This window comes from Methanosphaera sp. A6 (assembly GCF_001729395.1).
Lineage (GTDB): Archaea > Methanobacteriota > Methanobacteria > Methanobacteriales > Methanobacteriaceae > Methanosphaera > Methanosphaera stadtmanae.
In genome coordinates this window covers 1-10,454 of record NZ_MAIF01000049.1, presented here as the reverse complement: position 1 = coordinate 10,454, position 10,454 = coordinate 1, and the positions used below count along the sequence as shown (strand labels likewise).

Below are 10,454 nucleotides of genomic sequence, written 5' to 3'. Positions count from 1 at the left end.
AATAATTAAAATAATATTATTATATATAAAATTAATAATTTTATGTATATTCAAATATTTAAATTAATAAGTAATAATATAAAAAGAAATATTTCTCAAGATTTTTTATTTAAACTACAAAAAATTCTTGTAAATACAAGTATTTATATACGTGCTGAGGATTTAATTGCAATAATATTATTATTAAGTCTTTTTCTATTTATTATAAGTTTAATACTACTTAGTGTAATTAAATGGCCCATAATAATATCTGTTCTATTTTTATTTTTACCTTCAGTTATTATGATAATATATATTTCATACAACAGAGAACATAGAAAAGAAAATATTGAAGAACAACTACCAGATTATCTTAATCAAATAGCTTCTCTGTTGAATGTTGGGCTTGGATTTGAATCAGCATTAGAAGAACTATCAAAAACAAGTAAAGGACCGTTGAATAATGAAATCAAACAACTTTTAATAGAAACACAATTTAAAAAACCATTTAATGAATCATTAATGGATATTGCTAATAGAAATGATTTAGATAATCTAAGATATATTTTTCAAATAATTATTCATACAAGGGAATCAGGAGGAAATTTGGCAGAAGTATTGGAGGATATATCACATGATTTAAAGGAGATTATCTTATTAAAAAAGCAACGAAGAGCAAGTGTCATGATGTCTGTAATGTTAATAATAATCTCATCAACTATAGCAACACCATTTGCATTAGGAATGATTGGTCTTTATTCAGAATTTATAGAAAAAATTGGAAAAAATAATCCACTAATAAATACTATTCCACTTGCAAGTTTTGGGTATATAACTATTCAGTCAATACTTGTAAGCTTCTTATTGGGAGTAGTATTATATTCTAACTATAAAAAAGGAGTTAAATATTTAATTATACTACTACCCTCATCACTTATTGTATATTTTGTTTCAAGAATGATATTCACTACTATTATAGGACTATAGGTGGTTTTATGAACATATATGAAGATAGGTTAGGACAAGCTTCTGTTGAATTAATACTTTTATTTGCAGGTATATTGATTGTAGTTATTTTAGCTATGAATATCTATCAAAAGTATCTACAACAATTTGATACTGAAATTAAAAATAATGAAATAAATGACATAAAAACAAAATTAGATAATTTAGATAAAAAAATTAGTAATTTATAAAAAAAAGGTTTGGGAGATTAATCTTTAAGATACTGGTCTACAAGATTTCTTGTTTCATTAAGTGCAGCAACGTCGATATGTTGTGGTAGACTACCTAATTCTCCCTCAACATCTTTTAAAATACCTTCTCCAGCCCCTAAAAACATACCTTCACTACTAATTCCCATAAATGCACTAGGTGGTAATAAAGAAACAGCAACATGATCATTATCTTTAACAGATAAATCATTGGTAATTACAGTAATTGCACGTTTACCTAGATTTACATTACAAACCATTAATGTATCTGTTTTTGGATGTTTACTAACACTTACTAATTCACCAACTTGAATATCAACACCAATAATAGGATCATCAATTTCTCCAAGCATTAATCTAGCAGGAAGTCCGCGTATTGTATTGAAGAAAAATTTCATCTTTGATAGGGGTAATTCAAGTTTTTCACGTTCTTCTCTATTTAATTCAGATAAAAATTTTTTAGAATAATTTTCTCCACCAAGATTTTCAATAATTTCATCAACACTCTTTAAAAGATTATTCACCTGTGGTGTTTTTGCAAGTTGATCTGGAGAAATATATGAATAATATAATGTTTGAATATCTGGATTCATATCCTTAGCAATTAATCTAACTTTCTTCTTATTCCATGAACCTCTTAGATTAGAACCTTCAACTACTCTAATAAAATCTTCTATTGCTTTTTCAGCTACTTTTAATCTATAATCGTTACTTGTATCCCAAATTTTAATCACCCAAATTTCTATCTTTGTTTATTAATTCAATATAATTATATATATTTCATTTTTTTTAATTATATTGTTTTCATACATATAGTCTTTTAAATGGAGAATATTTTCATATTTTAAGGTTATTTTTATATATTATGCTAAACATATACTTAATCATCAAAAATTATTCTTTTTTTATAATTAATAAAAAAGAAATATATTACATTATTGCTAATAAAGAAGAATATCTCATTAATACATTAAAACAAAACATTTGGTGAAAATAATGGTAAATTTATCTACATTTTACAATTTAAATATTTATAATACAGAAGGAAAATACGTAGGAAAAGTAACAGAAGTGGTATTAAACATTAAAAAAGGTAGAATATCCTTTTTTAAAACAAAAGCATTAACAGAAGACAATAAAAATGTTGGTTTAAGAGATGTTTTAAGAAACTCAATGAGACTTGTACCTGATGAAGAAGTAGGTCCTGTAAAAACTGAAGGAATTATTGATATTCCATATGAAATAGTTTCAGCAGTAGGTGATATTATAATAATAGATCAAGAAAAATTTGTTCAATATCAAGCTGCTCAACAAAAGAAAAAAGCAGTACCACAACGTAAAAAATCCCCAATCACTAAGCCTATGCAAAAAAATTAAATTAATAAGGGAGTAATTTTTTAATGAAAATAGGTATTATGGGTTGTGGATCTATTGCAAATACATTAACAAACTTTCAACTAAATGGAAAATTAAATGTTAAACTATCATATTTCTATGATATAAACAGAAATAATGCGATTAATTTAGCAAAAAAGGTTGATGCAGAAGTAGTTGATACAATCGAAGAGTTAATTGAAAGATCAGATTTAATATTAGAAGCAGCAGCACAGTCTGCAGTACGTAACTCAGTTCCAAAAATATTAGAAAATGGTGTTAATGTAATAATAATGAGTGTTGGAGCTCTAATGGATTCTGAATTTAAAAATCATTTAGAACGTTTGGCTGATGAATCTAATGTTAAAATATATTTACCAACAGGTGCAATTACAGGAATAGATACGGTTAAAGCATCAACTATGGGTGAAATTGAATCAATATCTTTAACTACTAGAAAACCACCAGTTTCATTAGGTATGACTTTGGAGGGTAATGAAGAAAAAGTATTATTTGAGGGAAAAGCTTCAGAGGCTGTTAACAAATTCCCAAAAAATATCAATGTATCCTCAACATTAAGTTTAGCATCAGGTATTGATGTTGATGTTAAAATAATAGCAGATCCAAAAATTGACAAAAATACACATGAAATTCATCTTAAAGGATCTTTTGGTGAATTAATAACAAGAACTGCTAATGTAAGTAGTCCAGATAATCCTAAAACAAGTATGCTAGCTGCATTCTCAGCAGCATGTTTATTAAATAAATTATCTAAAACTATTCAAATAGGATCATAATGTTTTATAATCAAATGTTAATGTTTTTACCATTTCTTTAATCTTTTTTTTAAACACTTATGGTGATTTTATTGAAGGAATATGAACAATTCTCACAACTAAAAATAGTTCCAGATTTACCAATTATAATACGAATTGATGGTCGTTCTTTTTCTAAATATACAAAACAATTAGGTTTAAAAAAACCCTTTGATAAACGTTTACGAAATCTTTTTATTGAAGTGTCAAAGGATGTTTTAGGAGAATTTAATACAAAATATATTTATACTTTTTCTGATGAAATAAATATACTTCTTGAACAAATCCCCTTTAATGGACGTGTTGAGAAGATTGACTCAGTTATATGTTCATATGTATCTAGTTCATTTATGAAACACTTATTTATTAGTAAAGATCAATTTGATGTGGATATAACTACATTGAAACCAGCATCTTTTGATTCAAGAATTATAATTACTTCTAAAAATATTAAAAACTATTTTAAATGGAGACAAGATGAATCTTGGCGTAATTGTTTAAATTCATATGCACAATACGTATTAAATAAAGAAAATAAACCTGAAAAAACTGCTAAAATATTATATAAACTCAACAAATCCAATATTCATGAATTATTATTTAATCATGGAATAAATATTGCACACGTACCAACATGGCAAAAAAGAGGTGTGGCAATCTATAAAATTAAAGAAGAAAAAGAAGGATATAATCCAAAATTAAAGAAAAAAACTTTATACTTTAGAAATAAAGTATATGTAGATAAAAATATATCCTTATTCAAGTAAATGTTGAATAAGATATTTTTAGACTTTATTTAAAAAGGGAGGCAAATATGGATTTTAACAAGACACTATCTAAATTATTAGGTAATAATAAAAAGATTGAAGAAGTTTGGATAGATGAGAAAGTAGTTGAAGAAATAATTAAAATAGCAATTAATGCAGACCCAAAAGAATTTGTAGCTCTACTTTCTGGAGATATAGAAAATTCTATTTTAAAAATAACTGGTTTAATTTTTCTACCCTTTGAAGCTTCTGATACAAGTGCAGTAATGCAAGTATTTATGATGCCCATGACAGTTAATGCAGTAGGATCAGTACATAGTCATCCAGGACCAAGTAATCAACCATCAAATGCAGATTTATCATTTTTTGGAAAAAATGGTTATTTCCATATGATCATATGTAGACCATATTCTCAGGCTACAATACAAGCATATGATGCCTTTGGAACTCCAATGACATTTACTATAAAAGACTTTGGTAATGAAGTAGATATTAAAAAATTAAGTGATTTAGCTATTGAAGATGAAATATTTGATGAAGAATTATTACAAGAATTAAAAAAACTTGAAAATGAGGATGATATGATGAAACAAGAAAATAAAATAACTACTACAGATAATATTAACCTAAAAAATGAAGAAGAACCAGTAATTAATAAACCACACACAATAAATATACAACTAGAAGTAGATGGTGAAATAATTAATCAAGAATTACCACTACCTCCAGAGTATGAACCAGGAGATGAGGTGGAAGTAGATATTCGTACTGATAGAACACCTGGTGATTCTATAGATGAAATTATATTAAATGTTATAAAATCTCCTGAAAATATAATAGAAGCTAAAGTAAATGACGTATCAAAATCATCTGATGAAATAGAAAAAGAAATTAAAGAAATGGAATCAGATATAGCAAGATTAGAAAAAGAAAATAAACGTTTACGAGAATTAAATAAATAAGTATTCTATTCTCTTTTTAATTTTTTTTGAAATATTCTTATAAAAAAAGATAAAGGATTTAGTAAAATATTATAATTTTACTGGTTTTACAAAGTCAATATCATTATCATCTTCGAGTTTTGAAACTACTTCTTCAGTTATTTCTTGGTCTACTTTAAGAACCATTATAGCTTCTCCACCTTCAGTTTGTCTTCCTACTTGCATTTCTGCAATATTGATTTTATAATCACCTAATATTTTACCAATTTTTCCAATAGTGCCTGGAAGATCTACATATTTAATGATAGCCATTTTACCTTCAAGAGTTAATCTTACATCATAATCATCTATGGAAATAATTTTAGCTTCATTATTTTCAACAACACCTTCTATTTTCATTTCAGCATTATCATAGAATACATCAATTTTTATTGTTGCATCATATTTTCCACTATCTTCTGTTTCTCCTTCAGTAATTTTTATACCTCTTTCTTTTGCAACAGCTTTAGCATTTACAGAGTTAACAGGTTCTGTTAAGATAGGGTTTAAGAATTCTTTTAATAATTCTCTTGTTAGTGGTTCTTTAGCTTTACCAGAGATTTCACCACTATATACTATGTTTAATTCTGATATGTTAGAGGTTGTAGTTTGAACTAGTATTTGTCCTAATTTTTCAGTTAATTGGAAGTAAGGTTTGAGGGTTTGAAAGGTTTCATTATCAACAACCGGCATGTTCAATACGTTGTTTGGTATGTTTCCGTTGATTACTTCTTTAACTTCTTTTGCAACTATGATTGCAGCATCACGTTGAGCTTCTTTGGTAGATGCAGCAATATGTGGTGTTAATACAACATTATCTAATGTTACAAGAGGACTGTTTTCTAGAGGTTCATTTTCATACACATCAAGTCCTGCTTTTAATTCAGGTCTTTCTTTTAATACTTCATAAAGATCTGCTTCATTGATTATTCCACCTCTAGCACAGTTTAATAGAATTGCATGATCTTTCATTTTTGTTAATTCTGGTTTGGATATTAAACCTTTTGTTTCAGGTGTTAATGGAACGTGTATTGTCATTACATCTGCATTTTCAACAAGATAGTCTAATGTTGTTATTTCAACACCTAATTCTTTTGCAACGTCTTCTGTTATGTATGGATCATATACAATAACATCCATTTCGAAAGCTTTTGCTCTTTTTACAACTTGACTTCCGATTCTACCCATACCAATTACACCAAGAGTTTTGTTTCTTAATTCCATACCCATGAATTTACTTTTTTCCCATTTGCCTGCTTTTACAGAAGCATCAGCTATAGCTATTTTTCTACTTAATGAGAGCATTAAACCCATTGCATGTTCTGCTACTGTGATGGATGTAGATTGAGGAGCATTTACTACAAGAATTCCATGGTCTGTTGCAGCTTGAACATCTATATTATCTACTCCAACTCCTGCTCTTGCAATAATTTTTAAGTTTTTAGCATTTTCAATGACTTCTTTTGTCATTTTTGTTCTACTTCTTACAATTATTCCATCATATTGATCAATTGTTTTTAATAGTTCTTCTGGTGTTATTTTAGGATTGTTTACTATTTCAGCAGATCCTTCTAATACTTCAACACCTTTTTCATTAATCTTATCAGCTACTAATACTTTTGGCATTTTTGATCTCCTTTATTTATATTATACTTGAATTTTGGAAAATCCATTCCATTTATAAAATTAATATTGTATTTTAACATTATATTGCAAAATATTAGTTCAATATTATATTTAATTTATGTTTTTTTTATTATAAATACATGATATTTTTCTTTTTAGAAATTTTTAGAAACAGTATCTTTTTATATTTATTCTAACTTTCATAATAGTATTTGTATTTACTTTCTTTAAAAATGAATAATATAACTATGGTGGTATTTTAAGTGTTATTTATGATTTTATTTTCAATGGGATGAATCAATAAGGTGATTAGGAATATTTTGAGTTTTTTAATTAAAATATCATATTAATTCTTAATTTTAATTTTTTTAATAGTTGATACTTTTTTTCTTTATTTTTTTATAATGATAATTATATATTATTATATAAAATAATTAATTAAGAATACGAGGTTATTAACAATGACATATAGTGAGGTAATATTAGGTAGTTCACCATTTATTTTCAGTCCACAATTTGGTCATAGAACACGATTATATGAACTAGATTTTAAAAATCAACCTGAAAATATAGCTAAAATATTAAATAAATCATATCAATTAGGTGTTAATCAATTTCTTTTTAATGTGACTGATGATATTAAAAAAGCATTAGAAATATCTGAAAATATGGGATGTACTTGGTCTGTAATTGGAATGACTAATTTTAATACATTTAATGGGGATTTAAATGTTTTTGATAACTTCAATACAACTACGGTTATTTTAGATGGAAGTTTTGTTGATAAAAAAATTGATGAAGGTGATTTTGAATATATTATAAAGTATTTAAAAGAAATAAAAAATAGGGGATATATTCCAGCAATAGAAACAAGAACACCATTTAAAAATTTACCACTTATAAGTGAATCTAATTTATGTGAATATTTCGATGTAATTATGTTTCCATTGAATTTTTATGGGTATATGATGGATTGTAATTTCTTAAATAAAGAAAATAAAGATAAAATTTCCTTTTCAGTAGAAAAAATAGGTAAAAAGATCATAGTAAATAGAACACTAGCAACAGGTATATTGAAGCCACAAGAAGCCTATGATTTTATAAAAAATATTGATTATGTAGATTGTGTATGTGTTGGTTTAGCAAAGGAAAGTGAAGCAGAAGAAACACTTGGAATTATTAATAAATTCAAATTATGAATCATTAGCTTCTTCTTTTCTTTCTTTTATTAGTTTTAATAATTCTTCCATATTGTCCATATTTTTAAGTTCCCATGTATATATGGCAGGTATTTTTTTGATAAATTCTTTATCTTTTTTATGTTCAAGAACAAATAATGCATCATGTCCTGTAATTAGAGAAATATCCTCAGTACAATTTGCTATTTTATTCAATGTATTATCACTACGATTACGTTCCATATTAGTAATTAATAGATTATGATGTTTAGTTTTTTTATTGATTTCTGCCCTGATTTTTTCAATTTCATCTAATTTACTTTCAAGTTTTTCTTTTAATTGTCTTACTTCTTCTGTTTCTTCTTGTCTTTCAGATATTGCATCAAAAGGAGCTTTATTTGATGATTTTATATCATAACCTAATTTAATTAATTCTATTGGTTCTTGAATTTTCTTATCAAGTGTTGTGGTTTTTGTATTGTTTGTTTCTAGTAAATTAATTGATTCTGTAATTGGACTGTTTAATACTTGTTCTAGCATCATTGCAGTTTCAGGATATGTCTGTGAATTTCCTTTCTCATATTTATAAATTGTTTCTCTAGAAACATGACTTATATCTGCAAGTTCTTTCAGTGATAAATTATTTTTTTCACGTAAATTTTTAAGTAAATTACCATTGATTTTAACATAATATCCACCTCTTTTTGCAAATATTTCTGGATGAATATCATTAACAATAATATTACATAATGTTTGTGGTGATATTACTGGAATTTCATGACGTTCGTATACAATATCTTCTTCTAAGTAGTTATGTTTAGATTTATATCCAATTATTATTGGACTTGCAAGAAAAGTTCCAGAGATTTTAGATAATTCTTCTGCTTGTGTTGGTGTTAAGCTATCTATATTAACAAGTATCTTTAGTATTATGAGTATGTCTTTTTTTCTAGCTAGTAAATCAAAACAGTTTCTGTCATAGATATTTGAAGTTTTAAAACCAAACGATGTAAGTAGACTTGTAACATCATCTAATATATTTTTACGTGTAATTGTAGAACTGTCCATTTTCATAATATATAATATATATTTTTTCTTATAAAATATTATAATAGTAAATAACAATATTTTATGGGAGAAGTAATACTTTGAATTCACAGAAATTAATAAAGTTACATGTTGGAATAGATGATACTGACTCAGCAGAAGGAATGTGTACAACTTATTTAACTTGTATAATACTTAAAAAATTAGAAGAATATAATATAAAACCAATGGATTTTCCAAGATTAATTAGATTAAATCCATTTGCAAGGTATAAAACAAGGGGAAATGGAGCTTTATCATTTGTATTGGAATTAGAATCACGAAGTGATGTGGAATTAGTTGAAAAAATTGTACTGGATTATGTTGAAAAATATGCAATGTTTGATGGAGTTAATACAAATCCTGGTGTTGTATTTTATGAAGGTGAAATAACACAAGCCATGCGAGACTATGCAATAAATGCAATATATTCAATATATACTATAGATTATGCTGAAGAATTTGCACATAGTATAGGTGCAAGGGTACATAAATTTAAAAAAGGTAGAGGTATTATTGGTGCTATTGCAGCTATTGGTATTGAATTAAATGATGAGACCTTTGAGTGTTTAGCATATCGTATTCCTGAAAATTATGGTACAAAAAGACAATTAGATGAAGAAAGTATTTTTTTAATGAATGAAAAAACATATCCTGAAACATTTGATAATATCGATATAGAAGGAAATTATGCCGCAATAGAGCCTCATACTCCATGTCCAGTATTATATGGTATAAGAGGAAATACACCCTCTATAGTAGAAGAGGCACATAATATTGTGAAATCATATGAACAAATAGAAGATTATTGTATCTTTAGAACAAATCAACATACTGATATGCATATACAACATGGAGTAAAAATTAAAGACATGGTAAATACGGGATGTTACTGTTTTAGTTGTGAGGTTGTAGAAAAACCCTATGATATAGAGGGAGGGCATGTTTTTTTCAAAGTTAGTGACAATACAGACATTATGGAATGTGCAGCATTTGAACCTACAAAATCATTTAGAGATATTGTTAGAAACTTGTGTGTTGGTGATAAATTAACAATATATGGTGGATTAAATGATAATCATACATTTAATATTGAAAAATTCAAATTAAATGAAATTGCACCACAATATGAATATTCAAATCCAATATGTGTCTGTGGAAAAAGAATGAAATCTGCTGGTAAAGATAAGGGTTTTAAATGTCCAAAATGTAGTAGGAGATTAAGGGATGGTAAAAAAATTAGAAAAAGTATTCCACGTGATCTTGATATTGGATTCTATGAAGTTCCAACAGAAGCCAGACGTCATTTAGCAAAACCAATTGTTAGAATGAAGTTAGATAACTAATAAAAGAAATTTTTTCTTCAAAAAAATAGTGGTTTTATTAGAATATTTATTCTTTTTCTTTTTTTATTATTTAAAAAAAAATTAATACT

At 26.3% G+C, this 10,454-nt stretch carries 12 protein-coding genes; 8 read left to right on the top strand and 4 right to left on the bottom strand.

Annotated elements, in window-relative coordinates:
- Positions 1-143: 143 nt before the first annotated feature.
- The gene (locus A9758_RS07525) at positions 144-305 is read right to left on the bottom strand and encodes a hypothetical protein (RefSeq protein WP_158005509.1); all 162 of its coding nucleotides are present in this window, start codon (positions 303-305) and stop codon (positions 144-146) included.
- On the opposite strand from A9758_RS07525, the gene A9758_RS01640 reads away from it, so the two are divergent.
- A complete protein-coding gene (locus A9758_RS01640) occupies positions 283-966 on the top strand; it encodes a type II secretion system F family protein (protein WP_158005508.1) in 684 nt (227 codons plus the stop codon). The two genes, A9758_RS07525 and A9758_RS01640, sit on opposite strands and share 23 nt — an antisense overlap.
- Positions 967-974: 8 nt before the next feature.
- Positions 975-1,175, top strand: a complete 201-nt coding sequence (locus A9758_RS01635) for a class III signal peptide-containing protein (protein ID WP_011406731.1) — start codon at positions 975-977, stop codon at positions 1,173-1,175.
- A gap of 17 nt (positions 1,176-1,192) precedes the next feature.
- Here the strand turns inward: A9758_RS01635 and A9758_RS01630 are convergent, their stop codons facing one another.
- Entirely contained in the window at positions 1,193-1,918 is a 726-nt protein-coding gene (locus tag A9758_RS01630; protein ID WP_048059884.1) for a tRNA-binding protein, read from the bottom strand.
- Between the two features lie 271 nt (positions 1,919-2,189).
- Between A9758_RS01630 and A9758_RS01625 the strand changes: the two genes are divergently transcribed.
- The 4 genes from A9758_RS01625 (at position 2,190) to A9758_RS01610 (ending at position 5,111) form a co-directional block, all read left to right on the top strand.
- The gene (locus A9758_RS01625) at positions 2,190-2,570 is read left to right on the top strand and encodes a PRC-barrel domain-containing protein (RefSeq protein WP_011406729.1); all 381 of its coding nucleotides are present in this window, start codon (positions 2,190-2,192) and stop codon (positions 2,568-2,570) included.
- A gap of 23 nt (positions 2,571-2,593) precedes the next feature.
- Positions 2,594-3,364, top strand: coding sequence for an aspartate dehydrogenase (locus tag A9758_RS01620; protein ID WP_011406728.1), 771 nt, complete (start codon positions 2,594-2,596; stop codon positions 3,362-3,364).
- 71 nt (positions 3,365-3,435) lie between these two features.
- Positions 3,436-4,149: a tRNA(His) guanylyltransferase Thg1 family protein gene (locus A9758_RS01615; protein ID WP_011406727.1), complete on the top strand. Its 714-nt coding sequence runs from the start codon at positions 3,436-3,438 to the stop codon at positions 4,147-4,149.
- Between the two features lie 47 nt (positions 4,150-4,196).
- Entirely contained in the window at positions 4,197-5,111 is a 915-nt protein-coding gene (locus A9758_RS01610; RefSeq protein WP_011406726.1) for a Mov34/MPN/PAD-1 family protein, read from the top strand.
- 69 nt (positions 5,112-5,180) lie between these two features.
- Here A9758_RS01610 and serA read toward each other — a convergent pair whose 3' ends face one another.
- Entirely contained in the window at positions 5,181-6,755 is a 1,575-nt protein-coding gene (serA, locus tag A9758_RS01605) for a phosphoglycerate dehydrogenase (protein ID WP_011406725.1), read from the bottom strand.
- Between the two features lie 461 nt (positions 6,756-7,216).
- Between serA and A9758_RS01600 the strand changes: the two genes are divergently transcribed.
- Positions 7,217-7,954 carry a hypothetical protein gene (locus A9758_RS01600; protein ID WP_011406724.1) on the top strand — a complete coding sequence of 246 codons (738 nt, stop codon included), beginning with the start codon at positions 7,217-7,219 and terminating at the stop codon, positions 7,952-7,954.
- Here the strand turns inward: A9758_RS01600 and A9758_RS01595 are convergent.
- Entirely contained in the window at positions 7,949-9,007 is a 1,059-nt protein-coding gene (locus A9758_RS01595; protein WP_011406723.1) for a transcriptional regulator, read from the bottom strand. The genes A9758_RS01600 and A9758_RS01595 overlap by 6 nt on opposite strands.
- 74 nt (positions 9,008-9,081) lie before the next feature.
- On the opposite strand from A9758_RS01595, the gene A9758_RS01590 reads away from it, so the two are divergent.
- Positions 9,082-10,365, top strand: coding sequence for a tRNA(Ile)(2)-agmatinylcytidine synthase (locus A9758_RS01590; RefSeq protein WP_011406722.1), 1,284 nt, complete (start codon positions 9,082-9,084; stop codon positions 10,363-10,365).
- Positions 10,366-10,454 lie beyond the last annotated feature (89 nt).